Raw genomic sequence first — 26,063 nt, 5'->3', positions numbered from 1 at the left:
TTTTGAGACTACTTTTTATTTTTTTATTTGGTATATTAAAATAGATTATACTAAAGGTAGGAAATTATATGAATATATCAGCTATGATTAAATTAACCATCTCCATGGCCATTTTTGGCTCCATTGGTTTTTTCACCGTGAATACCGGCATCCCCGCGCTTGAACTTGTGTTCGTTCGCTGTATTTTCGCCACAATCTTTTTAAGCCTAATGTGGTACCTCACTGGCGGACATAAAACGGAACAATGGAATAAAAAAGAAATCTATCAAACCATACTTTGCGGTGTATTTCTTGTGTTGAACTGGGTATTTTTATTTAAAGCGTTTGAGGAAATGGCGATTTCGATTACAATTTCCATTTATAATTTGGCGCCAATTTTTGTACTCCTTTTAGGCACTCTATTTTTACGAGAACGATTGACCATCCAAGGTATCATGGCCATCGCTACCTGTTTTGTTGGCAGTATATTTATTGTGGGCATCGGAAACTTTCAATCCATTGAACAATTTATGAACTCTGGCTTTGTTTGGGCATTATTATCAGCCATTTGCTATGCCCTTACGATGTTTACGAGTAAAACTTTGCAAAGCCTATCACCCTATGCAACAACCTTTATACAAACCATTGTTGGGGTTGTCATGCTTTTACCATTTAGTAATTTTGATGTATTTGTCGGCTTAACAGGCATGAACTGGCTATTTATTATTGGTACTGGGCTTATACATACGGGATTTGTGTATTATTTATTCTTTGATAGTATCCGAAACTTACCGACCATTGTCGTGTCTGTACTGACGTTTGTTGATCCAGTTGTTGCGATTTTGTTAGATACGATTATTTTAGATTTCCGACCAACTTTATTACAGACTGTTGGAATTTTATTTGTTTTTGGTGGGATTTTACTCACAGTTTTCAAACCGATTAAAGAAGAAAAAGAAACAACTTACTAAAAATGAGCATTCGCTAATTGTACCCACTACAAGTACTAGAGATCAACCATCTTAAGTGGGTACGACGTGAATATCAAATTCCAATAAGCTTCCATGTTACATTTCTCCAATAAGAAAAGTAGAAAAGCATGAAAAAAATATTACATTTCTTTCACGCTTTTAATTGAGGGATAGCATAATATTCAGCTATTATAATAATTTTTATTTTTCTATTGGGGTTCCATATGTTTTGAAGCGCTCTAACATTGATTCCATTTCTTCCTCTTCCAGGATTACGGGTGTTCCAATGGAAAGAGCGCGGACATATACTTCACTACAAAGTTCAATTTCTTCTGCAATATTAAACGCATCTTCGACATTCACTCCAGCAGCTAATAACCCATGATTAGCTAAAAGTACTGCCTTATTCCCTTCCAAGGCTTTAATGGCATTTTCAGCAAGTTCTTTTGTACCAAAACTTGCATATTCTGCGCACTTTACATTTTTGCCTGCAACAGCTACTAGGTAAGAAACTGCTGGAAGATCTTTTCTTAGAGCTGATAATGTTTTGGCAAATATCGAATGCGTATGAACAACAGCACTTAGTTCCTGACGATTTTTGTATACAGCTAGATGCATAAGTATTTCAGAAGAGGGCTTATAATTTCCCTCAATGATTTTTCCATCTAAATTAACAACTACTACGTCTTCTATATTTATCTCTTCATAAGGGATACCACTGGGACTTATGGCAATTAAACCCTCTTCTCTATTAAAGATACTAATGTTACCACCTGTACCTTTTGTTAAACCACTAGAGAGCATTTTCGTACAATATTTCCTTACTTTTTCACGTTCTGTTTTTAGTCTCATAAATTCCCCTCCTTTACTTAGCTATTAACACTTCAATATTTACATTTCGTAGATCGTTTATCATTGATAGTTGATTTTTAGAAAGGGGCTTATATTCATCTGTTACGACTATCGAAATTTCTGATGCTGGGCAAATTTGGAAAAACTTCACAAGTCCTATTTTGCTTTGATCAACTAACGCAATAATTTTATTGGATTTATTAATCATGGCTTGTTTTGCTTCGCCTTCATCGATTGTAGAATCTGTTAAACCTTCTGATAAAGTTAAACCACGAGCAGAAATGAACAGTTTATTAATATTAATTGAATTCATATACATGGATAACGAAGTACCCATTGTTGATAATGAATTGGCACGAACATATCCCCCTAGTAAAATAACTGTAACATCACTATCAATAAGCTCAAGGACTATGCTCAGATTATTGGTAACGACCGTTAAATTTTTAAAACCTTTTACTAGCTTGCTTAATTCAAAGGCAGATGTACTAGCATCAAAAGCTATGACATCTCCATCTTCAATAAATTTAACAGCTTCCTTAGCTATCAAACGTTTGGCTTGTAGATTTTCTGAAGCTCGTTCTAATAAAGTATCTTCTATTATATTTTTTTGGATGGCTTTAGCGCCACCTAAAACCCGTACTAGTAATCCTTCTGCCTCCATCTTTTCAAGGTCTCTTCGAACAGTCATTTCGGAAACTTTTAAAAGTGTACTTAGATTCGAGATTTCTACGTAGTTTTTCGATTCAAGTAATTCTATAATTTTTTTCTTTCTTTCTATAGGTGTCACTATATCCCACCTTAATTAATTATTTATGAAAAATTGCACGAATTTTCTCTTCGCACGGATGCTCAATAATTCCCTTTTCGGTAATAATGGCAGAAACAAGATGAGCTGGTGTTACATCAAAAGCTGGATTATAGATTTTTACATCTTGAGGTGCAACAAATTGTCCAGTAGGTTTAAGTACCTCACTAGAATGCCTTTCTTCAATTGGAATCTCGGCACCACTTGGGCAATCTAAGTCAATGGTTGGAGTAGGGGTTGCTACGTAAAAAGGAATATTATAATGTTTTGCTAAAATAGCCACTCCTAATGTACCAATTTTATTTGCTACATCGCCATTTGCTGCAACGCGATCACATCCCACGATTACCGCCTGCACCTTTCCTTGTGACATAATTGTAGCCGCCATATTATCAGTTATTAATGTTACATCTATACCAGCATGATATAATTCAAAGGCGGTTAACATTGCACCTTGAAATCTTGGTCTTGTTTCATCTGCAAATACCTTTAAATTAATACCCTTTTCCTTTGCTAGATAAAATGGAGCTGTTGCTGTTCCATATTTGGTAGTTGCAAGAGCTCCCGCATTGCAATGTGTTAATACACCTTGACCATCATTTAATAGTGTCAGTAAATACTCCCCAATGGACCTATTTATCGCGATATCCTCTTGATGTATAGCTTTTGCCTCTTCTAGTAGGAGGTTCTTGAAAGTTAATACATCGGAGGTTTTTATTGATAACCCTTTATCTTTCATGCGATTAAGAGCCCAGAAAAGATTTACTGCTGTTGGTCTAGAAGTAGCCAAGTACTGTGTAATCTCTTGTAACTTTTCCTTTAATTTATCTACATTATCCTCAACATTTTGAATTCCTACATAGGCTCCATATGCCGCTGTCACACCAATAGCTGGTGCACCTCTTACAATCATAGTATTTATCGCAATCCAGACATCTTGCACTGTATGCATAGTAACATAACTGATTTGGTTTGGTAATTTAGTTTGATCCAACAGAACTAATCTATTATTCTTCCATTCAATTGTAACTAATTCCATTTACCAACAACTCCTTCTTCAATCTTTGAATAAGGAATAAGTAACTATCAATATCCATTATATCCTCATCCATGATACAATTTTTCGCAATAGTTAAACATAATCGTTCTGCTAATATTCGTTGATCATTATCTTCAATGGTAGTAATATCCGCTACTTTCGCAAGTCCAATAATTCTTCTACTTAACTCTAATCCTGAAAATGCAATAGAATCTCTGATAATCTCATCTAAATAATTACATAAAACAGATTCATATTTTGCAAAAGGTTCTTTTGATTCAGCTAAAATTTTTAAAGACTTTTCTCTAAAGTTTTGAATTGTATGTTTTAGCGTTTCTTCTACCCATAAAATAAAAGAATCCTCTTTTTGTACAACATGTCTTGCCCATGCAAAAGTTAAATTCGCAATTATATTTCCAGCGTCATATCCTATGGGACCATAAAATGCAAACTCTGGGTCTATCACTTTAATATTTTGATCATTGATAAAAATTGAACCTGTATGCAAATCCCCATGAAGTAAAGCTTGCCCGTGAGTTAAAAATTGCTGTTTCAGTTTTGCAACTTGTATATGCAATTTTTCATCTTGATAAAATTCTTTTTCTATCCAAGTTTCGTTTCCATTAGTTAGAATATTTTGACTTTTGAAATCGATAAATGGCTCCGTAAAAACTAGTTCCTCTGATATTTCGCACAGTTCGGGATTAATAAATTGTTTTTGCATCTTTTTCTTTTCTTTTGGATCTAACATAAAGTCTGTTGTTCGTATTAAATTCTCTGCCATAAAGGTAGATATTTTATCAGAAAAAAAGGAGAACTTCTTGCCGTTTATTAATTCTTTTCTCATAATTTTAAAATCTTTTAAGTCTTCCATAACACAACAGTTCATCACAGTATCATATAAATAAATTATCGGTACTAAATCAGGTGTTTTCTCAGCTTCAAGCATTAAAACTTCTGTTTCTATACGATTCCGATCTGTTGAAAGTACAATACTTTCAGATATTCTTGCTTGAGGTCCTGCTTGTTTGACAATAACCGATTCATTTGTTGCGTTATTTACTACTCGAAATACGTAATTAAGATTTCCATCTCCAATTTCAACACAAGATAAATCTTCTATCTTTTCAAATCCTTTTAGTTTCGTACTTACATATTTTTTCACATGTTCAATACCCATTAAGAAATATTCCGTAAACATCGAAATAACCTCCTATTTTTTTCGACTATAATATGTGGAAGCTAGTGCTAAAGCTAAAACTAATCCTTTAATAATGTTTAAAGAATAATATGGAACAGAAAGCATAACCAAACCATTCTCTAACACCCCGACTAATGTGGCTCCGAATAGTGTACCAATAGCATTAGGTTTCCCATGTCCTGCAAAAGATTGACCAATAAATGCAGCCGCTACAGCAGGCATTAAATAACCAGCCCCAGCATTAATTTGAGCAGATCCAATTTGTGAAGCTAATAGTAAACCACCAATACCCGCTAAAACAGCAGAAAAAATATATGCTATTGTTTTATAACGATTGACTGGAATTCCAGAAAGTTTTGCTGCTTCCTCATTTCCACCTACCGCATAGATAAAGCGACCATGCTTTGTATAGGTAAGGAATAAATGAACAAGTAAAACAATTACAAGCATAATTAATATTATCCATGGAGTTTTGCTTAAAGTTAGGAAAAAGGCAGAAATTGTCCCTTCAGTTGGCGTACCATCTAATCTGGGCATACCAACTGAGATTGAACCTCCGCCTGTATAGGTCATCGCCAGTCCTTCGATAATAAACATTGTTGCCAGTGTAGCAAACAAATCAGGTATTTTAACTTTTACTATTAAAAAGGCATTAAATAAAGCAACACATACAACTGCTACTAATGCCGCTAAAATTGAAACTCCTGTCGGCATGCTATACCAAACAAACATCGAAACTACTACAGAATTTGCTAGTGTTGCAGTAGACCCAATAGATAAATCAAATCCATTAGCAGATAATGAAACTGTCAAACCCACGGCAATAATTGTGACAATGGAGATACTTCGTAATATATTTAAAATATTACTAGTCTGCATAAAGTTAGGAATAGCAATAGTAAAAATCAATATTAATAAAATAACAGCTATAACAATTGCCCAATCTTTCGTAAAATTTATTGCTTTATTATTTTGCACTTTCAACACCCCCCGTAGCATAAAACATTATTTCTTCTTCTGATGTCTGTTTGGTTTCCAACTCTTTCACAATTTCCCCATCATACATGACATAGATTCGATCAGTAATTAATAAAATTTCATTTATTTCATTCGTTGCATAAATAATACCTTTACCGTTTGCCGCTAAGTCTTCTATTAGGTGAAATATTTCACCCTTCGCTCCAACATCTACCCCTTTTGTAGGTTCATCAAAAATTAAGACTTTTGCATCTGTCATTAACCATTTTCCAATAGCAATTTTTTGTTGATTTCCGCCAGATAAATTAGCAACTTTTTGAAGCTCATTTGGTGTTTTCGCTCCTATTTGCTTAATCATCTCTCGAGATGCTACTTTCTCTTTTTTCCTTTTAATAAATCTTAAAACATTAACAAAGGGACTAATATTCGCTATCGTTAAATTTTTATAGATAGGCTCTTCTACAAAAATACCTTCTTTTCTCCGTTCCTCAGGAATTAAACCCATTCCATTTCGAACGGCATGATGGGGTGTTTTATTTTTAATAGAACGATTTTCTAAAATTATTTCACCGTTCAGTAATGGGCTAACTCCAAAAATAGCTTTGCTTAATTCTGTTTTTCCAGCTCCAACTAAACCAGCTAAACCAATAATTTCACCTTTTCTTACAAAAAATGAAACGTCATTTACAAGTCCAGATGAATCCACTAAATTTTTTGCTTCAAAAATAATTTCCCCTACGGAAGTATTCTTTTTTTGATGAGCAGTATCATAGGATTTTCCTAACATAAATTCGATTACTTGTTGTTGTTCAATTTCGTTAATATCACTTTCTTTTACCACTTTGCCATCTTTCATAATTGTTATTTTTTCACAAATTTGATAGAGCTCAGGAAGTCGATGTGAAATAAATACAATACCCTTATTGTGATTTTTAGCTAAATCTCTTACTATATCGAATAACTTTTCCGTTTCAGTTAAACTTAAAGGTGCAGTTGGTTCATCTAAAATAAGATAATTTCTTTCATGGACAATTGCTCTTGCTATGAGAACCATTTGCTTATCTGCTAGTGAAATATCTGACACTTTTTTATCAACATCTATTTGTACTCCGAGGCGTTCTAGTACTGCCTTGGCCTCTTGACGAATTGTTTTCCAATTAATAAAATGCAGTTTTTTATCAAAAATCAGATGATCCAACATAATGTTTTCAGCAACCGATAAATAAGGAACTAACACTGTATCCACTTCTTGATACACAATGTCTATACCTAATTTTTTTGCTGTTTTTGTATCCGTGATTTTAACGGGTTCACCGTTAATAAAAATGGATCCGCTATAATGTGAATAGGCACCTGATAGAATCTTCATTAAAGTTGATTTACCTGCTCCATTTGCTCCAATCAGGGCTTGAATTTTTCCTAATTGCAACTCAAAATCTACGTCATTTAATGCTTTCACGCCTGGAAATTCAATCGTAATATTTTGCATTTCAATCTTCTTTTTTGGAATATCCAAGAATTTCCCTCCCACTGTAAAGAAATAAGACGTCTTACCCAAACATAAGACGTCTCACCCAAGTTAGTCAGCGTACTTATCTCTTAATTTCTGCATCCATTCTTCATCAAAATCATTTGATACACCCCAGCCATCTATAATATCTTTTAAATTAAACATTGTAGTATCTTCCTTTAAATCACTTTGTTTTATAAGTTTAGCTTCAAGATTATACTCTTCTGGTGTTTCTTCCCCAGCAATTTTCTTCGCCATCAAACGCATATTCATTTGACCAATAAGTGCTGGGTCTACTGCTGCAGTCGAGATCCATTGGCTATTTTCTTCTTTCATTAAGTTAATATCTTGATTGGATACATCAATTGAAATTAATTTTATATCTGTACGTTTATTATCCACTAATGCTTTATATCCACCCTTTGCCATTTCATCCCATGATCCCCAAATTGCGTCTACTGTACCTTCAGGATACTTGGCTAAAATTGCATTTACTTTAGATGCAATGTCACCTTGTACATCTTGGAAATTAGTTGGCCCGATTGTCTCTAACGTGTTTATTTCACCATCTGCTTCGAATTGTTTATATATTTCTTCACGACGGTCTAAAGGCGATAGACCACCAAACCATAATTTAATAACATTTACAGGTTCATCCTTTAAATCCGCAATTTCTTGTAATGACAACTGTGCTAACTCATAATCATCTTGGAATGTAGCTGTTACACCCTCAAGTTTTTCTCCATTTTTTTCTGCTACTGTATCAAAAAGAACTACTTTCATTCCTTTATCTACAGCGGGTTTAATCATGTCATAAGAATAATCTTCTTTACCGTGTGAGATAATGATTCCATCGTAGTCTTGTTGAATAATTTGAGAAACGAGTTCTTGAAATCTTGCATCATTATTCTCCACAATTTGAGTATCGACTGTAAAACCTAAAGACTCTCCTTCTTTACGTGCCCCATCTAAAAACTGTTTTGTATGGTCGTCTGATGCTAGATTCCTTAATACAGCAATCTTCACATCATCTTGAACACTTTCAGGTACCCCTTCTAATAATTCAGTTGTACCTTGGCTTTTACTTTCTTCTCCATTACATGCCCCTAAAACAAGAACGAATAGCAACAAGACTAAACCTAGCCTCCGCATCTAATACACCCCTTTTTTTAGCGTTCAAAGAAAGTCCTCTGTAATAAAGCGCTTTCATTGTATTTTTAGAATATTTAAAAAATCGAAGTCTGTCAATATACTTTGTTATTTTTTTTCAAAGATGAGTTATTTTTTTTCATTATTTATAGAATTATATGTTAATATGAACATTCCATTTAAAAATAAATGTTTTTATTTTTCACCAACTTATACATAAAATCACGAATAGATACGAATTGACAAGGTTTCTTAGGTTTCTAAGTGACTTATTTCGTTTATAAGTAAGATATAGCCCCTAAATGACATTTTTTACTGTCAATAGTGATGTTGAAAGATAACTTTCGGTATTCAACAAATTGCAGCAACCATTGTAGATATCTGCAAAAAATAAAAATGCAATTCACCCTCCTAAAAATCCTTTCATTAATCCTTAAAGATATTACTGTGGAAATTGTTCACTCAACAAAAAAACCAACGAAATCTCTTTTCGATTTCGTTAGTTAATTTTCAGAATTGTTTCTAAATTGTGCGAGTGCCAGGCACCATCATTTCATCATTTGCTTCCAAACAGAACCCTTTGCCTCTTCCCCTTGTTCGATACGGGCAATGGCCATTTTCACTTGCAATTTCACTTCAAATTCAAGGTCTTCTTCTGCTTCATGTAAGGCTGGTAAACATTGATCTGTGCCTGTTTCATACAAATACATCGCCGCGCGCCAACGAACGAGTTTATTTTTATCTTTTAATGCTTCCATCATGGCAGGTTCAAATTCAACTAAGCCTAAATCACTCATACAATCTCCTGCAGTTCGTCTTACTGCTGCACTTTTGTCTTTTAATGCGCGGCTTAGTGCTGGTACTACTGATACATCCTCTATCATACCTAAATAAACCGTTGCTAGACGTCGAATGGACATTTGATCATCTTCTAGTGCTTTTTCTAATAATGGAAGGTCCTCAAGTTCTGGGTCCGGAATTTGATCTAGTAGTTGATAGCGTTTATGCCAGTCGTCTGCCGCCTCAAATTGTTCCAACGTTACCTTTTCTCGCTCAACGCTTACCGTATTTTTTGCATTGGCGCCTTCTACAATTTGCGCAATCCGCTCTTCTGGATATGTCGCAACAATTTCCTCTAGCACATTTTCAGCAATTTCTTCTTTTGCTCCGTAACGCACACCAAAGTCAACCCATTTTCTTTCTAGCAAATAATTGTCGTCAAATTTATTGATCTGAACCGAATTAAAGGCTTTTGCAAAACGCTCCCCTGTTGATATGCGATGTTCCGATGCAGAATCAAAGACTTTAATTTGTAGTGGAATGCCTCGAAACATTTGAACATGCACAAACACTTCTCCATAATGATCTACGGTTTGTTGCGTTTGTTCTGTATTGGTTACATCTTCTCCTAATGCTACACGTACATCTGCTAAAATCGTTTCCCATTGGAATTTTGCATTGCGTTCTAAGGCAAAAAAGTCTGCTACCCGATAAATGCCTTTAACCCCATCAATTGCTAGGATGGATTGAATTTGTTCAGGTGCTTCGGAAACATTGTCCTTCGTAAAATTAAAGCTTTTACCAAATGGTAGTTCCTCATCGACTATTATTTTCATTGAATTCGGACTTGGTGTCGGTTCGATTGTAACGATTTTCATCTAATTCTCTCCTTATCCATTGACGATTTCATCTAAATAAGACCATCTCTCAATTAACTGTTCGTATTGTTGATTTAATTGATCTAGTTTTTCTGTTAAATTTTGAAGTTTTGTATAATCGCTACCCGCCGTTGCAATTTCTTGTTCTGTTTGCTCAATCTCTTCTTCTATTTTGGCGATTTGATTGGAAATCGTTTCCCATTCTTTTTGTTCTTTAAAAGATAGTTTTTTCTTTTCGCTCTTTTGTTTTTGTGGCTTAGGTTTCTCCACTTTTATTTCTTTTAATTCTACTTTTTGAAGTGCTGATTGCTTTTCTAAATAATCACTATATATATCTAAACTTTCTTCTACATTCCCTTTACCATCCAAAATCCATAGTTTCTTTGCGATACGATCAAGGAAGAAACGATCATGGGAAATCGTAATGACAACACCTGGGAAATGTTCAATAAAGTCTTCTAATACACCTAACGTTTCAATATCTAAGTCGTTTGTTGGCTCATCTAAAAGTAAAACATTTGGTTGTTCCATTAATAAACGTAATAAATGAAGTCGTTTGCGCTCTCCACCTGAAAGCTTGCCGATCGGTGTTCCATGCGTATGTAATGGGAATAAAAAACGTTCGAGCATTTGTGCGGCAGAATAACGAACCCCTTCTGCATCCGTTATGTCATTGGATGCTTCGCGAATGTATTCAATCATGCGCTCATTTTCATTCATTGGCGGCAATACTTGTTTAAAATGAGCACGTTTTACTGTAGAACCAACAATGACCTCCCCTTGATCGGGTTCAAGCTCACCTGCTAACATGTTCAGCAATGTCGATTTACCATAACCGTTTGCCCCAATGATTCCAATACGGTCTCCTGATTGTAATAGGAAATTGAAATCCTCAACAATCACACGGTCTCCAAAGGCTTTCGCTAAATGTTCCCCTTCAATAACCTTTTTCCCTAATCTTGTTGTAGCAAGTCCCAATTCTAAGTTCGCATCATTGGAACCGCGCTCGATTTTTGCATCTAGCTCTTCAAATCGATCAATTCTCGCCTTTTGCTTTGTCGTACGGGCTTTTGCGCCACGGCGAATCCATTTTAACTCCGAACGATAACGATTTTGTAGTTTCGCTTGAGTAGCCGCATGCATTTCTTCACGGATCGCACGAGATTCTAAGTAATCGGCATAGTTCCCTGTATGACGATATAACGTTTGATTGGCCAGTTCATAAATATGAGTAGATAGTTCATCTAAAAAGTAACGGTCATGGGTAATGAAAATAACAGCCCCTTTTAGTCGTAACACCATCTCTTGCAGCCATTCTGTCGATTGGACATCTAAATGGTTGGTCGGCTCGTCCAATAAATAAAGGTCTGCCGGTTCAATTAACACTTTTGCTAAAGCGACACGTTTTTGTTGACCGCCTGATAACTTTGTCACGTATTGATCGTACATATCAATGCCTAATTTTGTTAATGACTGTTTTGCCAATGCATTAACATCCCACGCTTTGTCGTTATCCATTTGTTGTTGAAGACGGAACAATTGATTTTGTAATTCTTCTGATTCAGGGTTTTGTGATAGTTTTGTTACGGTATCTTCATACTGTCGATTTAATTGAAGAATAGGAGAATCTCCAGAAAAGACGGCCTGTAAAACGGTTTCTCCCTCTTCAAACTTTGGTTCTTGAGGTAAATAAGCAATGCGATATTTATTTGGGTGATCCAGTTCAATTGTATCGGCATCTTGGCTACCCGCAAGAATGGATAGCAATGTAGATTTCCCCGTACCATTAATCCCAATTAGCCCCGCTCGTTCCCCCTCATAAATAGTAAACTCAATATTTTTAAATAGCGTTTTATCGCCCACTGTTTTCGTTAAATTTGATACAATTAAATGACTCATGAAATTCCATCTCTTTCGTTTTAGCTGTTACAACTATGAAACTAAGTTAACAGCATTAATAGTATAATTCTAATTATAAGGGAAATTGTAGAATAAAGCATTAAACTGAAATTATAATGAAATCTTCTTAAGAGGATGAAAGGAGTTTTACTCATGTCTTCAATTTTTGAGTCAATAGAACATGCTCAAGCTCAACTAAAAGAATTGGCGCCAAATCAATGGAACGCTTTTCAACAATTTAATGAACTTGTTTTTAAAGAAGGAGCTTTATCTGTTAAAGAAAAAGAAATCATTGCTGTAGCGGTTACTCATATTACACAATGTTCTCGTAGTACTGATTTTCATACAAAAGCGGCGAAAAAGGCTGGCGCTTCGTTGAAAGAACTTGTCGAAGCAGCCTTTGTTGCAACAGCAATTAAAGCTGGTGGTGGCGTTACACATGGCACACATGTACACAATGCAAAAAAAACAGATGCGAGCGATTTTCTTTATGCTCGTTCTAATTTACAAAACTTAAAATCGATTGGTAAAAATGCTCATGAAGGATTTAAAGGGTACACTCAATTTAATGCAGCTGCTACTACAGAGGGGATGCTAAATACGAAATTAAAAGAAATCATTGCAGTAGCCGTTGGAATCGCAACACAATGTCCTTACTGTATCGATGTTCATACAAAGAAAGCCGAAAATCTAGGTGCTACCAATGAAGAACTGGCAGAAGCTATTATGGTTTCTTCCGTTGTAGCTGCTGGAAGTTCTTTTACACATATAGCGAAGATGATTCAAAGTTACAATGATTAATGTTCAAGATTCTTTAACAAAAATTTAGCAAATGAAGTGAATAATAACCATCCATATATGACACATTACATATGGGAGGTGGAATAATCATGTCACAAATTATTGGTGTTGAACAGTCATTATCAAACGTTGAAGCTGCTTTAAAAGCAAAAGGCTATGAAGTGATTCAACTTCGTAATGAAGAAGATGCAAAAAATTGTGCTGCTTGTGTCATTACAGGGCAAGATGAAAACATTATGGGTATTAGCGATACTGTAACTTCTGGACCTGTAATCAATGCGAGTGGGCTTTCTGCTGATGAAGTATGTCAACGTGTAGAAAATATGCTCCATTAAAAATTTTTAAAGGTGCTACCCTATGAGGTTTTCAATCTCTAGGGTAGCACCTTTTACTTTTTATTTGTAGCTAACGCCTTCCTATTAGGCTTTACCTTCTCTTTCATTTTTCAATTGTTCTAAAAAGATTATCATAAATTTGTGTCGTTCTTCAGCCATTTGCTTACCTTTTTCGGTCGTCATTAAATCTTTTAGAAGTAATAATTTTTCATAAAAGTGTGTGACAGATGCCGTATTTTTCGTCCGGTACTCTTCTTCCGTCATATTGACACGCGTTTCTTCCTCATCATCATAGAGCTTTCTTCCTTTTGCTCCTCCATAAGCAAAGGTACGTGCAATCCCAATCGCCCCAATCGCATCTAAACGATCCGCATCTCGTACAATTTTTGCCTCAATCGTTTTTGCTGGCAATTCGTTCCCACCATTAAAAGAGACACTCTCAATGACATCTCGAATATGTCGCTTCTTTGCTTCTGTTAGATCTAATGTATCAATTAATCGATTTTCTTCATCTTTCGTATCCGTATATTTTTTATCGCTTACGTCATGTAATAACACTGCAATCCTTACAATTTCATGATCTGCATTCGGTTCTGTTGCTAATATAGCTTCTGCATTTTGTAACACTCTTTCTATATGTTGAAAATCATGACTAGCGTCGAATTGGTCATATACGGCCTTCACTGCTTGTTTTAATTGGTCCATCATCTTAAATCATCTCCTTGTTTTAATTATAGTTCATTTTTAACATCAACTTCAAAATCTCTAAACTATTTTCTTAAAGACGGTATTATCTTGGGACTAGCTACAATAAGATAGTATTAAGAAAGAGTTCGAAAGGAGAACAAATAAACTGGTAAAAAATGAGCTTGGGGCATTAGTATTACGAGTAGTACTTGGCATTATTTTTTTCATTCATGGGTTAACCAAATTTCAAGAAGGCATTAATGTGACAGTAGAGCGTTTTACCGGATATAACATTCCATATGCCGAATTTGTTGCCTTTGGTGTAGGAGGCATTGAATTAATCGGCGGTCTCTTTTTAATTATTGGCTTCTCTGTCCGTTTTGTATCCGCATTATTGATTGGCGTCATGATTGGTGCCATCGTGACAGTTGGCTATGATAAAGGGTTTTTAGGCGGTTATGAGTTTAATCTTGCCTTAATTGGTATGGCTACATATTTAATGCTAGCTGGTAGTCGTTTACTGGCGTTAGATAAACTGTTCACAAGCGAGCCGAAGAAAAAAGGGAGAATTGAGTTTAAAAGAAGTTATTAGATATAGAATTAGGTGCGCTTAGCTTCCGAACAATCTACTGCCTTCCGAAGAGCTAGGACCTATATGAAAAAAAGATACAAAATATTATTGTATATGTGGTATGTGGGGACCCTAGCTATAAAGAATTAGCGGCAAATGGTGAACAACTAAATCGTTTAGTAAATCAATTTAAATTATAAAAGAAAACATCTGACCATGTAGTCCTTGGTCAGATGTTTTTTGTTGTTTACACTACTAAGCTCTTTAGCATCGTACATATTTGCGTTTGAACCCAAGTTTCCCTCGATCTAGTTCCTTTTGAATATTTTCTGCGGCATTTAGCACCGCGCTTTTTTTCTTGTCTCGTTTCATTTCGACTGGTCCTACTTCCTTTGCCGTTTCAAGTGCCTTTTCATGGAGCGGTAAATAGGAAATTCCAACAGTATAAAGGAAATTATTCATAGCGGATTTTGTTCGTTCGGGTGCATCGTGAATCGTATTCTTTACCATTTCAAGCATATTAGCGATTTTGCTTTCTGAAAATTCAGCATCAGAGCGATTCCCTAAGAGCCAGCAGTAGCAGCTCCAACCCGCAGACATTCTCAGCTCTTCCCCACTTGCGATCCATTTATCCGCAACCTCTTGTGCAATAGGTGCTTCTGCTAACGTTACAGCCACAACATAATCCGATAACATATAAAAATAAGCATCATCTATCCAACGATCAAAATCTGACTCAGTCATTGCGTTCGGATTCGCAATAATCCCCGCAAAATACATCGCATCATAATTGCCCGTCGCATACAGCTCTTCCACTAAAGGTTGATTGATTTTTATTTTCTTTGCAATTGGCTTCATCGCGCCTGTTGCAACGCCAAATAGCGGTTCATGCGCACCATTAGAAATGTACATTTTTTTCGTTCGTTCCTTGCCAAGTGCTTCAAGTTCCTGCATTACTGTTGTACAATCCATTGCTAGAATGCTCCTTCCCTCTAAATGATTACCGTATCAAGCTACCTATTTAAAACAACCCAATCGCTTCCCCATCTTTATCAATATCCATACGTAATGCGGCTGGTTGTTTCGGTAATCCCGGCATTGTCATGATGTCACCTGTTAAACAAACGAGGAATCCTGCTCCCAATTTTGGAATGATCTCTCTCACTGTTATGACAAAATTTTCTGGTCGTCCAATTAAAGTTGGTTGGTCAGATAAGGAGTATTGAGTTTTCGCCATACAAACGGGTAAAATATCCCACCCAAATCGTTCAATTTGTGCTATTTGTTTTTTCGCATGATCTGTAAACTGAACACCTAAACCACCGTAAACTTTTTGAACAATTGCCGTAATTTTTTGTTCCACTGAATCGGAAGTTTCATATAGGTGATGGAAATTTTGAGGTTGATCCAAAACTTCTAACACTTCTTTTGCTAGAGCAAGACCACCTTTTCCGCCTTCTTCCCATACATTTGTTCGAGCGATGCGGATATTATTTTCTTTTGCCCAGTTTAGAACGATTTCGAGTTCATGTTCCGTATCTGTAATAAAACGATTTAGTGAGACGATTGGTTCAACACCAAAAGCTCGAACCGTGTCCACATGTTTTTCTAAATTTGCAATTCCAATTTCTACTGCTTCCACATTTTCAACAGATAATTCCGATTTTGCAACACCACCATGCATTTTTAACGCACGAATAGTTGTTACTACTACCACTGCACTTGGCGCAAATCCACCTTGACGCGCTTTAATATTCATAAACTTCTCCGCACCAAGATCTGCGCCAAATCCAGCTTCCGTAATCACGATATCGGCTAATTTACGAGCAGTTTCGGTTGCCACGATCGAATTACACCCATGCGCAATGTTCGCAAACGGACCACCGTGAATAATGGCAGGAGTTCCTTCAAGTGTTTGCACGAGATTGGGTTTAAAAGCGTCTTTTAACAGTAACGTTAATGCACCTTCAACACCTAAATCTCGAACAAATACAGGTTCCCTATCGTAGGAATAGCCGATGACAATATTCCCTAATCGTTCTTTTAAATTTTCTAGACTCGTAGCTAAACAGAATATTGCCATAATTTCGGACGCAACCGTAATGTCAAAACCATCTTCACGAGGAACTCCCTGCACTGGTCCACCCAATCCTACAATAACATTTCTTAATGCACGGTCGTTTAAATCAAGAACACGTTTCCAAATAATTCGTCGAGGGTCGATTTGTAGTTCATTTCCTTGATGAATATGATTATCGATTATGGCTGCTAACGCATTGTTTGCCGTTGTGATGGCGTGTAGGTCTCCAGTGAAGTGTAAATTGATCTCTTCCATTGGGATAACTTGAGCATAGCCTCCACCCGTCGCTCCACCTTTAATGCCCATTACAGGTCCTAATGATGGTTCTCTTAAGGCAACCATTACTTTTTGGTTTAGTTGTTTTAACGCATCCGCTAGCCCAACTGTTACCGTCGATTTCCCTTCTCCAGCAGGTGTCGGACTTGTAGCTGTAACGAGAACAACTTTTCCACTCGCTACATTTTTTAATTGGTTAATATCGATTTTCGCTTTAAATTTCCCATATTGCTCAATGGCTTCAAGGGGAATTTGGGCAGATTGAGCAATTTCAGTAATTGGTTTGATTGCAGCTTTATTCGCAATTTCTAAGTCAGTCATACGTTTTGTTTTCGTCATATTACGAACCTACTTTCATTATCATCCTACATATTATTAGCTTACCATTAAAATTAAACAGCTTTCTTTTTTTCGGGCAACTGTCAAAATGTTGACACCTCTTATAGAATAATGTATATTCAATTCGTAATAATCATAAAATTAGAAATGATGCCATTACTATTAATTAGGAGGAGAACGCCTTTATGCACCAAGGTAAAGTAAAGTGGTTCAATAACGAAAAAGGTTATGGCTTTATTGAATGCAACGATGGTGAGGACGTTTTCGTTCACTTCACTGGCATTAAAGAAGAAGGATTCCGTACATTAGAAGAGGGACAAGATGTGTCATTTGACATCATCGAAGGTAATCGCGGTCCCCAAGCTTCAAATGTTGTAAAATTATAAGTAAGGGTACCAGTCGATGATGGACTGGTTTTTTTTATTTCTTTACTATCTAAATTTTTATGTGCGATTTTTGAGACTTTACGTGCGATTTTCACCGTTTTATGTGCGGATAGCTCCTCGTGCACATATCTAGATCATAAAAAACCTTAAAAAGGCACATCACCTTTTTAAGGTTTTCCATCTATTTATTCATTTAGGGGTACATACCCTACCTTCTCTACTAGCTGCTGACCTTGTGCAGATAAAATCCATTCAATCAGTTTATCTACGTTTGGATTTGTAGTACCCGCTGTTACAATATAGAACTCCGAAGCAATGGGATATGTGTTATTTCGGATATTTTCTTTTGTTGGTGCGACCCCTTCAATTTCCAACAATTTAATTTGATTATTTTTCACCATTTCATTCGAGTAATATCGGAACGTAAAGCCAATTGCATTTTTAAAATTTTTATATTGAGACACTTCTTGAATAATACCACCCATACCAGTCACAATCTCTTCCTTCTCAGCTTTCATTAATGGTGTATCCCCCATTAATTTTTGTAAAGCTGTTTGGGAACCACTATCTTCTGGTCGCTGGAATGCGCGAATCGAATCATTGTCTCCACCAACATCCTTCCAATTTTGCACTTTCCCAGAATAAATGTCTTTTATCTGTTCAATTGTTAAACCATCGATAGCATTCTTCTTATTCACAAAAAATACAAATGCCTCTCTCCCAATTGGTGCGAGCTTCATTTCTAACCCAAGACGTTCCGCATACTTCCGTTGAGATTCAGAAGGAGCCGCGGCAAAGATCATATCCACTTCCCCTTTAAACAAGTTCGTATAAGCATCTGGTGTTGTATTGACCATCACTTCGCTCATATATGGATTGTAGTCCTTTTCTGGATACGTCGCTTGCACTATGGCTGAATACAATGGATACAAGGCAGTCGCTCCATCCATCTTTGGTAATTGATCCGTCAACGTTAAGGTTGCTTCCTCATTTAACGTTGTCACTTTTCCTTCTTCAGAAAACGGCATATATTGATAAACATTTACTTCTGCATCGACAGTTGGAATGGAATCTAAATACGCATGTTTTAATGGTGAAATCAGTGTAATGATTATTGCTACACCACTAATTGTAGTAAATACCACTTTTCTCTTTTTCGTTTTGAAAAATTGAAATAAATGAAACACGATGGCCAAATACAATATAATCGCAAAGGTAAATAATAATGGAATATAGTAGTCGTTTCCTGAAAGTAATAACATAAAGAACAACGGAAACAAAACAAAAATAAAACAGAAAAATAATATAATAGCGCTAAAGATATTCATGTCGGCACCTCCTTTTACACCCTTCGACAAACTTAAAGAAGATTCCTCCCATTTTCGAGGATGATCTGTCTTTGTTGGACTCTTTGTTGAATATGTATCTTATAATATAATAATAGATGGTAAAAATACTAATCTATGTAAGGGGTAAGATGATGGAGCTTAAATACACAGGCAAAACAAAAGATGTCTATGAATTAGAAGATGGAAATTTGTTATTAAAATTTAAAGATGATGTAACGGGTGTAGATGGTGTTTTTGACCCTGGAGCAAACACTGTCGGCCTAACATTAGAAGGTGCAGGTCGCGCTGGGTTACGATTAACAAAATTCTTTTTTGAAATTTTAAAAGACAAAGGAATTCCTACTCATTATATTGATGCCAATATTGACGAAGCAACGATGACAGTGAAACCTGCTGAAGTTTTTGGAAGTGGCCTTGAAGTGATTTGTCGTTATCGAGCAGTTGGTAGTTTCTTACGGAGATATGGATTATATGCAAAAGAAGGACAACCTCTTGACGCATTTGTGGAAGTGACGTTAAAAGATGACGATCGCCAAGACCCACCAATTAGTGAAGATGCATTACATATGCTAGATATTTTATCTAAGGACGAATATCAAGAATTAAAGGCTCTTACGCAACAAATCGGCAATGTCGTAAAAGAAGAGCTCGCTAAAAAAGGTATTGAATTATATGATATCAAGTTTGAATTTGGTCGAGTTGAAAATCAAATTGTTCTCATTGATGAAATCTCTGGCGGAAATATGCGTGCATACAAAGATGGCGAATATATCGAGCCACTAGAATTAGAGAAAATGTTTTTATAAAGTGAAACTTCAATCCGTGGGGGGTTTCCTCATCCCCCCCACTGATTGTTAGTTGAACCAATCGGGCTTTTACGGGCAGTTCATCTCCCACCTATTCATTTTGCTTTACTTAAGTCTTGAGTTGGGAGTCTTACTGCCCGTTAATGCGGGATAATTTTTGCAATTTTTAAAAAGCACTACAAGCTCAGGATTGCTTGCAGTGCTTTATTTTTTATAGAAACTAATTTGCTCGCAGTTTTGTTAGTAGATTAATAACAAATAATAATATACCTAAAACAACGATTAATGAGCCAATGATGATTCCAATTGTTAATTCTGCACCTGTTAAGATTTGGATAAATAAAGATCCCTGCATAATCGGTAGCCCAATATTATGAAGCCAAAAATGTGATACAGCTAACTTTGTTTTGCCTACATTCGGATAAACACTATAGATAAGTCCAAAAATCGCCATGGAAACCCATCCTAATAAATTTAGATGAGCATGAACCGATGTAAATGCAAAATCATGAATAATTCCCATCACAAGACCTAACATCACAGCAAGGAAAAAATAAACGCCTGCAATCTTGATGAAACGCACTCCCACTACTTTTCCCCCTTTTCTTGTTGTTGTTAAAATGTATAACTTTAGGATTCGTAATATACATAACTTAAAAAATATTATTTTGATATTCAACAGTGCGATTTAATTGACAAAATTTTTATTTTATTCTATAATTTACAATTATAATATTCGGATGTATAATAAGATTCTCCTGGCCAGGGGAATCTTATTTTTGTTTAGGGGGATTCTTGGATGAAGACAAATGAAGCAAGTGTAACTTCCTTAATGACCGCATTCGGACGAGCGTACCATACTTTATATGACACACCTAAGATTTTTGAGGATACGATAGTAAAAGATTTAATTACCGATGATGAATTTTCGGATATTAGTAGAAATCTAATTAACGGGGTTTCATTTATAAATAAAGAAATCGCTGCAAAGTTTCAACATCAACCTGAAGAAATATTAAAATGGTTTACCCAAATTCAACTTGCCCCAACAACACTATCACGGTCCGCTTTTTGTGAAAGTGTACTATTAAACGAGCTAGCACTCGGAGTAGAACAATATGTCATCCTAGGTGCAGGATTCGATACGTTTGGCTTTAGACATCCAGAAGTAAATGAGACATTAGAAATATATGAAATCGATCATCCCGCAACTCAACAGTTCAAAAAAGATAGATTGGCACAAGCAAATTATCAAATACCCAACAATCTTTATTTTATATCTATGGATTTTACAAAAGGGTTCGATATTCAAAAATTAATAGATCAAGGCTTTTCATTGAATAAAAAAACCTTTTTTAGTCTTTTAGGGGTTTCCTATTATTTGACGAAAGAGGAAATTGCCACTCTACTTAGTGAATTATTTTCATTTGTTCCATATGGGAGTTCCATTGTCATGGACTATGGAGATGCCACACTTTTCGAGGAAACAGGAGTGTATAATCGGGTTCAAAATATGATTCAAATGGCAGCATTCAATGGAGAACCGATGAAATCTTGTTTTACGTATAAGGGTCTCGAAAAAATGTTAGAAGATTCTGGCCTACTACTATACGAACATTTAACACCAGCGACAATTAATGAACGATTCTTTCAAAACCGTTCTGACTATTTGTCTGCCTTTGAGACCATTCATTTTATTCATGCGGTAAAAAAAGAATAGGTTTATAATAAATACCCCTCTCAATCACAAATGCGATTAGGAGGGGTGTTTCTATTTTTTAGCTAGTAATAAATTGATACGTAGCTCCTTCAATCTTCACTTCTTTTTCTTCTTTCGCACCTTTAATGACAATACGTTCTAGTTCCGTTTTTCCTGATTCTTTTAAATGAAAGGAAATCTGACAATTTGGTACCTTTAATATACTAGAAGATTGCTTTTCTTCTACTTCAAATTTAAATATGTTAGCCCATTCTTTTGCGATTGCTAAATCCGTTGTTGAATAAATAATTTCTTCTATCTTTAAGTCCCCTAGAGAATGTGCATCAATTGTCCCTAGTTGTACCAATTCAGCATATCGCTCTTCATCCGTTCCTTCCCACTGAATAAAGAAGGGGAATTCTAGATCATTTTGACCAAAGTGCAACAATTTCCATTTCACCACGGAGCCATCTGGTCGCGTTCTTGAAAAATCATCTGGACCGTATACTGCAAAACCTGCTTCTCGCAAGTTTTCTGCATCTTCTTCAATCGTATCCGTCCGTATAGCAATTCGCGTTAACCCGTTTTCATAATTTCGTTTCTTATACGACTCATGTAACGTAAATGGTTCCGATGCTGATTTTTCCAGCAACGCTTGATCGAAAACACCGATAAATTCAATATAAGATAAACCAAAATAAGATAAGGAATTATACGTTCCCCACATGTCATGTTTTCCTCCATGTACGGTGTGGAGTCCCATCAGTCTTGTTTCACCTACTAAATTTTCAGGCTTGTCCACGAAATGAACGATATGGTCTAATGCATACATAGTTGTTACTCCTCTACTTTAAGTTCACTAAAAAGAATTAATGCTATTGTTCATTTGCAAGGATTTCAAAAAGTTTCTCCGCAGTTCGTTCTTTTCCTTCTATTCGCTCCACTTCACCTGTTGCGGCGACAATAAAATGAGGCTCCTCTGAACCATATAACGAATTCGAACTATTCGCTACCATATAGGTTGCATTTGACGATTCCATTCTTAGCTTCGCACGATCGATGAGGAACTCTACATCATCGGTCGCCTCTAGCTTGAACCCAATTAATGTCGTCTCAGGTGCCCACGCTTTAATTTGCCCTAAAATTTTAGGCGCCTTTTTAAAATGGATAATTGGAGGCTCATCAGAAGGCATTTTTCCCTTTTCTTCCATTAGATTCCCCGATTGATCGTATACTTTGTCAATCACCCAATCTGAACCAGCAGCTGCCATGATGACATAATCAATTTTTTCCGATTGCACAAGGGATTGCACTTTATCACCCAAGTCTTCAATTCCTTCAAACATGATGGTACGCATTAATTCTTTATTTTCTGGGAGTTTAGCAAAATAGCCATGTAAATAAATAACCTCTGCCCCATGCTTAAGTGCAGCTTCCGCTAAATAACATCCCATCGCTCCCTTCGATAAGTTCGTATGACCGCGCACTCGATCCCATTTTTCTAACGTTCCACCACTTGTAATAATTACTTTTTTATTCGTTAAATTTTTCACATGATCACCTATATTAGTTTGAATTTACATATTATTAAGTGTACTAGACTTTGTGAACAATTTCATTAGTCGATAACCAATGCATTAGGACTTCTACAAATTTTTCCGTTGCTGGAGACATTTGCAGTTTTGTCGCTAATCCAATTGTACGGAAACTTTCTTGTTTTATTTTCAGCTTGCGGACGTTTTTCGGTAACTGATCAATGACAAGCTGAGGTAAAATCGTAATCCCTAAGTTATGTTCTACCATCGAAATTACCCCTTTTTCATCAAACAACTTAAAGCGAATCGTTGGATTTATCCGATAACGTTCAAATATTGCTAATACATCATTTGGTCCATTATACGTCGTTAAGATGAATGGTTCTGTTTCGATTTCATTTAAATCAACGGACTCTTTATTGAAGAGCGTACTTTTAGAAGAAACGATACAAAATAACTCATCTTGGAGTAAGGGCGTAAACTGTGTTTGTTTCGTATGCGTTTTATTTAAAAAACCACAATCAATTTCCCCTTCTTTTAGCCATTGCTCGATTTCAAAATAATCGCCTTCTCGCAGTTCAATTTCAATGCCGGGATATTGTCGATCCATTAGTTGGATAATTTTGGGCATCATTTTCGTGGAAATACTAGAAAAGGTACCGATTCGTACTTTCCCTTTTGTTACTCCAATTATTTTAGCTGCCTCTTGTTTTAACATTTCTTCTGCATGAAGCACATTACGAATAGCAGTTAACATGATAACCCCTTCATCCGTTAATGTTACACCATGTTTATTTCGGTGCACTAACGCAAAACCATAGTCCTTTTCTAAGCTTGAAATCGCATGACTGATCGCTGATTGAGTTAGACCTAAAATTTCTGCTGCTTTTGTAAAACTATTTAATCTAGCCACCTTATCTAATATTTCGTATTTAACAAGACTCACCTTCATCATCACCTTTACATGAAAATAATTCATGATAACTATAATAAACATTCGTTTTACTAATTTACAACTCCATTATATATTAAGAATTACCAATATTGATACATCATGGGAGAAGAAACTATGGAACTGAAAGCAAATATTTTAATGGTTATTGTCACAATGTTTTGGGGTTTATCTTACACATTTATGGTCATTGGCTTAGAAACGTTAGACGTATTTAATACGGTTGCGCTTCGAAGTTTCATTGCCTTTGTTATTGCCGCATTGATTTTTTATAAAAAACTTTTCAAAATTAATAAAAAAACGATTTATTTTGCTATGATACAAGGGTTTTTACTCGTATTTACAGTTGGCTTACCAATGTTTGGATTAAGTACTACCTCTGCATCAAACGCTGGTTTTTTAGTAAGTTTAACGGTTGTGTTAGTTCCAATCTTAGCTAGTATAATTGATAAACAGCTACCGTCTAAAACTGTAAGCATCGCGATTATTTGCACAATGATCGGCATTTCCGTATTAACAATCAATAGTACGTTAACATTTCAATTAGGCGATATTTATTGTCTATTAACAGCTTTTGCTTATTCGATTTATATTATTATTAACGGGAAAATTACTAAATCAGTTGATTCAATCTCATTTGGAATCTATCAAATGGGATTCGCTGCTATAATTGGTGGGGTATTTTGTTTATTGTTTGAGTCACCTCAAATACCAACTACTTCATCAGCTTGGATTGCAGTGTTAGGACTGGGTATTCTTTGTAGTGCATTTGGCTTTATTGGGCAAACCGTAGCTCAACAACATACTTCTGCGACAGCTACAAGTCTCATTTTTTCACTTGAACCGATATTTGCAGCGATTTTTGCGGTCATCTTTTTAGGAGAAATCGTAACAATTAAATTACTAATCGGTGGACTCTTCATTTTTGGCGGGAATATCATTGCCCAACTTGAACATTTCCAACACATACGAATTGTTAAAAAAGCAAGCGCAAAAACAGTTTAGTAATTTTTTCTACTAAACTGTTTTTTTTAGTCTATTTTTGAATGATCAAACATATAAATAATAATATGTCTGATATTTCTAATAGTTTTAAATAAACTATCACTTTTCAATTGAAGACAAACTCATTATCATTAACAGTGCTAAGTTTAACTACTAATCGTACTAGAATACGTGAAAGGAAGTGTGTGTACATGGTAGGACGTAATGAACCATGCCCATGTGGAAGCGGAAAAAAATATAAAAAATGCTGCGAAAACAACCAGCAAGACGTAGTGCAAAAGGTGTTTTTAGAAGAAATTGAGCAAGTTCTACAAAACTTCTATAATAGTTATCCGTCCAATGCGGATGTTAAAGAATATTTCCAATTAGTTCAAACGTGGGGACCGACGTTAAAAAATCATTTACAAAGGGATTTAATCGAAGCCATCGCATTAGATGACTTTTTCTTCCACCAAAGAATGGATATTTGGACAAACTATTTAAAACGAACAAAGAAAAAAATGATTCGACCAGCTAGCATTGAATTATTAGATCAATGGGCAGAACCTCGAGCATTTATCGGACAAGTAGAAGCTATTGAAAATCAATACTTACATGCCACTTGTACATTAACGAAGAAAAAAATATACATTCGAAGAGAATCAAATCGACCAATCCCATCTGGCATGCAAGCATTTGCCTTTATACTGCCAGATGGCTCTGGGGAAGAAAATCATTATTTAGCGGTATCGACATTTATCTTCTTCCCTGATACGTACCAACAAGCATTCCAATCCTTTGCAAAACAATTTGATGGAACAAAACAGACTCCAAGAGAATTTTTCAAGGAAAACCATTTGAACTTCTGGAAAAATTTGGTCGACTTTGGTTACAGTGGCGAAGAATATACGCCATTTGAAATTGAAGTAGTAGATCTAACGAAGCAATTTTTAAACGAACGAGGAATTCAATCGACGCGTATCATTGAAATTTTAGAAGATTATTTAGTAGAGAAAAAACCGAAAGCTCGAAAAGCATCCGCCATTGCTGCTGGTGCAATTCGATATGCACAAGAGCGCGAACTGTTCGAAGGCATTACTTTAACAGTAAAAGAAATAGCGGAAAGCTTTAATGTTTCAGCATCTTCATTAAATAAATACTATCAGGAATTATTGCAATTCGATGCTGTGCTAGTTTAAATTTGTGAAATTCAAAAAGA

26 protein-coding genes are annotated in these 26,063 nt (G+C 35.6%); 9 read left to right on the top strand and 17 right to left on the bottom strand.

Going from position 1 to position 26,063, the window contains the following annotated elements; genetic code table 11:
- Positions 1 to 68 precede the first annotated feature (68 nt).
- The gene (locus EK386_RS04355) at positions 69 to 950 is read left to right on the top strand and encodes a DMT family transporter (protein WP_126657803.1); all 882 of its coding nucleotides are present in this window, start codon (positions 69 to 71) and stop codon (positions 948 to 950) included.
- Positions 951 to 1,151: 201 nt separating this feature from the next.
- On the opposite strand, the gene EK386_RS04350 is transcribed toward EK386_RS04355, so the two are convergent.
- The 9 genes from EK386_RS04350 to EK386_RS04310 form a co-directional block, all read right to left on the bottom strand.
- On the bottom strand, positions 1,152 to 1,802 hold the full coding sequence (locus EK386_RS04350; RefSeq protein WP_126657802.1) for an L-fuculose-phosphate aldolase: 651 nt from the start codon (positions 1,800 to 1,802) through the stop codon (positions 1,152 to 1,154).
- Positions 1,803 to 1,815: 13 nt separating this feature from the next.
- A complete protein-coding gene (locus EK386_RS04345) occupies positions 1,816 to 2,592 on the bottom strand; it encodes a DeoR/GlpR family DNA-binding transcription regulator (RefSeq protein ID WP_246027577.1) in 777 nt (258 codons plus the stop codon).
- Positions 2,593 to 2,611: 19 nt separating this feature from the next.
- On the bottom strand, positions 2,612 to 3,649 hold the full coding sequence (gene mtnA / locus EK386_RS04340) for an S-methyl-5-thioribose-1-phosphate isomerase (protein WP_126657800.1): 1,038 nt from the start codon (positions 3,647 to 3,649) through the stop codon (positions 2,612 to 2,614).
- On the bottom strand, positions 3,630 to 4,856 hold the full coding sequence (gene mtnK, locus EK386_RS04335; protein WP_126657799.1) for an S-methyl-5-thioribose kinase: 1,227 nt from the start codon (positions 4,854 to 4,856) through the stop codon (positions 3,630 to 3,632). Before mtnK ends, mtnA begins: the two co-directional genes overlap by 20 nt.
- A 6-nt stretch (positions 4,857 to 4,862) precedes the next feature.
- Positions 4,863 to 5,849 (bottom strand): ABC transporter permease, encoded by a 987-nt coding sequence (locus EK386_RS04330; protein WP_126657798.1) that lies wholly within the window; start codon positions 5,847 to 5,849, stop codon positions 4,863 to 4,865.
- The gene (locus EK386_RS04325; RefSeq protein ID WP_342774244.1) at positions 5,818 to 7,344 is read right to left on the bottom strand and encodes a sugar ABC transporter ATP-binding protein; all 1,527 of its coding nucleotides are present in this window, start codon (positions 7,342 to 7,344) and stop codon (positions 5,818 to 5,820) included. The genes EK386_RS04330 and EK386_RS04325 overlap by 32 nt, the downstream gene beginning before the upstream one ends.
- Before the next feature lie 63 nt (positions 7,345 to 7,407).
- A complete protein-coding gene (locus tag EK386_RS04320; RefSeq protein WP_126657797.1) occupies positions 7,408 to 8,490 on the bottom strand; it encodes a sugar ABC transporter substrate-binding protein in 1,083 nt (360 codons plus the stop codon).
- A 545-nt stretch (positions 8,491 to 9,035) separates the two neighbouring features.
- Positions 9,036 to 10,145, bottom strand: coding sequence for a conserved virulence factor C family protein (locus EK386_RS04315; protein ID WP_126657796.1), 1,110 nt, complete (start codon positions 10,143 to 10,145; stop codon positions 9,036 to 9,038).
- A gap of 12 nt (positions 10,146 to 10,157) precedes the next feature.
- A complete protein-coding gene (locus EK386_RS04310) occupies positions 10,158 to 12,044 on the bottom strand; it encodes an ABC-F family ATP-binding cassette domain-containing protein (protein WP_126657795.1) in 1,887 nt (628 codons plus the stop codon).
- Positions 12,045 to 12,197: 153 nt separating this feature from the next.
- On the opposite strand from EK386_RS04310, the gene EK386_RS04305 reads away from it, so the two are divergent.
- Complete coding sequence (locus EK386_RS04305; RefSeq protein ID WP_126657794.1) at positions 12,198 to 12,845, top strand: carboxymuconolactone decarboxylase family protein; 648 nt, start codon at positions 12,198 to 12,200, stop codon at positions 12,843 to 12,845.
- A gap of 89 nt (positions 12,846 to 12,934) precedes the next feature.
- Positions 12,935 to 13,180 carry a YkuS family protein gene (locus tag EK386_RS04300; protein WP_126657793.1) on the top strand — a complete coding sequence of 82 codons (246 nt, stop codon included), beginning with the start codon at positions 12,935 to 12,937 and terminating at the stop codon, positions 13,178 to 13,180.
- A gap of 84 nt (positions 13,181 to 13,264) precedes the next feature.
- On the opposite strand, the gene EK386_RS04295 is transcribed toward EK386_RS04300, so the two are convergent.
- Positions 13,265 to 13,885 carry an HD domain-containing protein gene (locus EK386_RS04295; RefSeq protein ID WP_126657881.1) on the bottom strand — a complete coding sequence of 207 codons (621 nt, stop codon included), beginning with the start codon at positions 13,883 to 13,885 and terminating at the stop codon, positions 13,265 to 13,267.
- Positions 13,886 to 14,000: 115 nt separating this feature from the next.
- Between EK386_RS04295 and EK386_RS04290 the strand changes: the two genes are divergently transcribed.
- Complete coding sequence (locus tag EK386_RS04290) at positions 14,001 to 14,459, top strand: DoxX family protein (protein WP_342774248.1); 459 nt, start codon at positions 14,001 to 14,003, stop codon at positions 14,457 to 14,459.
- A gap of 243 nt (positions 14,460 to 14,702) precedes the next feature.
- On the opposite strand, the gene EK386_RS04285 is transcribed toward EK386_RS04290, so the two are convergent.
- Complete coding sequence (locus EK386_RS04285) at positions 14,703 to 15,410, bottom strand: DNA alkylation repair protein (protein WP_126657791.1); 708 nt, start codon at positions 15,408 to 15,410, stop codon at positions 14,703 to 14,705.
- 49 nt (positions 15,411 to 15,459) lie between these two features.
- Positions 15,460 to 17,133, bottom strand: coding sequence for a formate--tetrahydrofolate ligase (locus EK386_RS04280; RefSeq protein ID WP_126657790.1), 1,674 nt, complete (start codon positions 17,131 to 17,133; stop codon positions 15,460 to 15,462).
- Between the two features lie 185 nt (positions 17,134 to 17,318).
- Between EK386_RS04280 and EK386_RS04275 the strand changes: the two genes are divergently transcribed.
- On the top strand, positions 17,319 to 17,519 hold the full coding sequence (locus tag EK386_RS04275; protein WP_126657789.1) for a cold-shock protein: 201 nt from the start codon (positions 17,319 to 17,321) through the stop codon (positions 17,517 to 17,519).
- 185 nt (positions 17,520 to 17,704) lie between these two features.
- Here the strand turns inward: EK386_RS04275 and EK386_RS04270 are convergent, their stop codons facing one another.
- Entirely contained in the window at positions 17,705 to 18,847 is a 1,143-nt protein-coding gene (locus tag EK386_RS04270) for a PstS family phosphate ABC transporter substrate-binding protein (RefSeq protein WP_126657788.1), read from the bottom strand.
- A gap of 152 nt (positions 18,848 to 18,999) precedes the next feature.
- On the opposite strand from EK386_RS04270, the gene EK386_RS04265 reads away from it, so the two are divergent.
- A complete protein-coding gene (locus EK386_RS04265; RefSeq protein ID WP_126657787.1) occupies positions 19,000 to 19,674 on the top strand; it encodes a phosphoribosylaminoimidazolesuccinocarboxamide synthase in 675 nt (224 codons plus the stop codon).
- Between the two features lie 220 nt (positions 19,675 to 19,894).
- Here the strand turns inward: EK386_RS04265 and EK386_RS04260 are convergent, their stop codons facing one another.
- Positions 19,895 to 20,263, bottom strand: a complete 369-nt coding sequence (locus EK386_RS04260) for a cytochrome-c oxidase (RefSeq protein WP_126657786.1) — start codon at positions 20,261 to 20,263, stop codon at positions 19,895 to 19,897.
- A 210-nt stretch (positions 20,264 to 20,473) separates the two neighbouring features.
- Here EK386_RS04260 and EK386_RS04255 point away from each other — a divergent pair, with 210 nt between their 5' ends.
- The gene (locus EK386_RS04255) at positions 20,474 to 21,394 is read left to right on the top strand and encodes a class I SAM-dependent methyltransferase (protein ID WP_126657785.1); all 921 of its coding nucleotides are present in this window, start codon (positions 20,474 to 20,476) and stop codon (positions 21,392 to 21,394) included.
- A 58-nt stretch (positions 21,395 to 21,452) separates the two neighbouring features.
- Here the strand turns inward: EK386_RS04255 and EK386_RS04250 are convergent, their stop codons facing one another.
- Genes EK386_RS04250 through EK386_RS04240 form a run of 3 tightly spaced genes read right to left on the bottom strand, consistent with a single transcriptional unit; the run spans position 21,453 to position 23,854 of the window.
- Complete coding sequence (locus tag EK386_RS04250; protein WP_126657784.1) at positions 21,453 to 22,205, bottom strand: VOC family protein; 753 nt, start codon at positions 22,203 to 22,205, stop codon at positions 21,453 to 21,455.
- 43 nt (positions 22,206 to 22,248) lie between these two features.
- Positions 22,249 to 22,926: a phosphopantothenoylcysteine decarboxylase domain-containing protein gene (locus tag EK386_RS04245; RefSeq protein ID WP_126657783.1), complete on the bottom strand. Its 678-nt coding sequence runs from the start codon at positions 22,924 to 22,926 to the stop codon at positions 22,249 to 22,251.
- A 43-nt stretch (positions 22,927 to 22,969) separates the two neighbouring features.
- Complete coding sequence (locus tag EK386_RS04240) at positions 22,970 to 23,854, bottom strand: LysR family transcriptional regulator (protein ID WP_126657782.1); 885 nt, start codon at positions 23,852 to 23,854, stop codon at positions 22,970 to 22,972.
- Positions 23,855 to 23,977: 123 nt separating this feature from the next.
- Here EK386_RS04240 and EK386_RS04235 point away from each other — a divergent pair, with 123 nt between their 5' ends.
- Together EK386_RS04235 and EK386_RS04230 are read left to right on the top strand one after the other, a co-directional pair.
- Positions 23,978 to 24,865: a DMT family transporter gene (locus EK386_RS04235; protein WP_246027574.1), complete on the top strand. Its 888-nt coding sequence runs from the start codon at positions 23,978 to 23,980 to the stop codon at positions 24,863 to 24,865.
- A gap of 191 nt (positions 24,866 to 25,056) precedes the next feature.
- On the top strand, positions 25,057 to 26,043 hold the full coding sequence (locus tag EK386_RS04230; RefSeq protein WP_126657781.1) for an SEC-C metal-binding domain-containing protein: 987 nt from the start codon (positions 25,057 to 25,059) through the stop codon (positions 26,041 to 26,043).
- The last annotated feature ends 20 nt before the right edge of the window (positions 26,044 to 26,063 follow it).

The sequence above is a fragment of the Lysinibacillus antri genome (assembly GCF_003977595.1).
In the GTDB taxonomy this organism is placed as follows: domain Bacteria; phylum Bacillota; class Bacilli; order Bacillales_A; family Planococcaceae; genus Ureibacillus; species Ureibacillus antri.
The sequence above is the reverse complement of the archived record's forward strand: the minus strand, read 5'-3'. Positions and strand labels throughout refer to the sequence as shown.

Coding starts and splice junctions, on each gene's coding strand:
- EK386_RS04355 (WP_126657803.1), top strand. CDS start 69: ATGAATATATCAGCTATGATTAAATTAACCATCTCCATGGCCATTTTT.
- EK386_RS04350 (WP_126657802.1), bottom strand. CDS start 1,802: ATGAGACTAAAAACAGAACGTGAAAAAGTAAGGAAATATTGTACGAAA.
- mtnA (WP_126657800.1), bottom strand. CDS start 3,649: ATGGAATTAGTTACAATTGAATGGAAGAATAATAGATTAGTTCTGTTG.
- EK386_RS04330 (WP_126657798.1), bottom strand. CDS start 5,849: ATGCTACGGGGGGTGTTGAAAGTGCAAAATAATAAAGCAATAAATTTT.
- EK386_RS04320 (WP_126657797.1), bottom strand. CDS start 8,490: ATGCGGAGGCTAGGTTTAGTCTTGTTGCTATTCGTTCTTGTTTTAGGG.
- EK386_RS04315 (WP_126657796.1), bottom strand. CDS start 10,145: ATGAAAATCGTTACAATCGAACCGACACCAAGTCCGAATTCAATGAAA.
- EK386_RS04310 (WP_126657795.1), bottom strand. CDS start 12,044: ATGAGTCATTTAATTGTATCAAATTTAACGAAAACAGTGGGCGATAAA.
- EK386_RS04305 (WP_126657794.1), top strand. CDS start 12,198: ATGTCTTCAATTTTTGAGTCAATAGAACATGCTCAAGCTCAACTAAAA.
- EK386_RS04300 (WP_126657793.1), top strand. CDS start 12,935: ATGTCACAAATTATTGGTGTTGAACAGTCATTATCAAACGTTGAAGCT.
- EK386_RS04295 (WP_126657881.1), bottom strand. CDS start 13,885: ATGGACCAATTAAAACAAGCAGTGAAGGCCGTATATGACCAATTCGAC.
- EK386_RS04285 (WP_126657791.1), bottom strand. CDS start 15,410: ATGGATTGTACAACAGTAATGCAGGAACTTGAAGCACTTGGCAAGGAA.
- EK386_RS04280 (WP_126657790.1), bottom strand. CDS start 17,133: ATGACGAAAACAAAACGTATGACTGACTTAGAAATTGCGAATAAAGCT.
- EK386_RS04275 (WP_126657789.1), top strand. CDS start 17,319: ATGCACCAAGGTAAAGTAAAGTGGTTCAATAACGAAAAAGGTTATGGC.
- EK386_RS04270 (WP_126657788.1), bottom strand. CDS start 18,847: ATGAATATCTTTAGCGCTATTATATTATTTTTCTGTTTTATTTTTGTT.
- EK386_RS04265 (WP_126657787.1), top strand. CDS start 19,000: ATGGAGCTTAAATACACAGGCAAAACAAAAGATGTCTATGAATTAGAA.
- EK386_RS04255 (WP_126657785.1), top strand. CDS start 20,474: ATGAAGACAAATGAAGCAAGTGTAACTTCCTTAATGACCGCATTCGGA.
- EK386_RS04250 (WP_126657784.1), bottom strand. CDS start 22,205: ATGTATGCATTAGACCATATCGTTCATTTCGTGGACAAGCCTGAAAAT.
- EK386_RS04235 (WP_246027574.1), top strand. CDS start 23,978: ATGGAACTGAAAGCAAATATTTTAATGGTTATTGTCACAATGTTTTGG.
- EK386_RS04230 (WP_126657781.1), top strand. CDS start 25,057: ATGGTAGGACGTAATGAACCATGCCCATGTGGAAGCGGAAAAAAATAT.